The 276-nt window shown below is 62.0% G+C and carries 1 pseudogene; it reads right to left on the bottom strand.

The features are described 5' to 3' along the window. Positions 1–216, bottom strand: a pseudogene (locus tag ATO67_RS23405) (hypothetical protein); the annotation flags it as partial. Positions 217–276: the final 60 nt, after the last annotated feature.

Raw genomic sequence — 276 nt, 5'->3', positions numbered from 1 at the left:
CTCTGCCCTGCCGGGCATCTCCCCCACAGGTGGGGAGATCAGGCTCGGCGCGATGTCTTGGCCATCTTGAATATCGTGGATGAGCGAGAGCACGTTTTGCTGGTTGTCCTTCTGACGTCCCCGGATGGAGTGGCAAGCGTGCCTCTTGCCAATCTCCCCACCTGTGGGGGAGATGCCCGGCAGGGCAGAGGGGGTGAGCCACACCCGCAAACGCAAACATACACTCCACCACGAATCCCATCCCGTCAAAAACCCCGGCCACCACACACGCACGCT

Source organism: Agrobacterium bohemicum (genome assembly GCF_001562555.1).
GTDB lineage: Bacteria > Pseudomonadota > Alphaproteobacteria > Rhizobiales > Rhizobiaceae > Agrobacterium > Agrobacterium bohemicum.
This window is presented reverse-complemented; position numbering and strand designations above follow the sequence as displayed.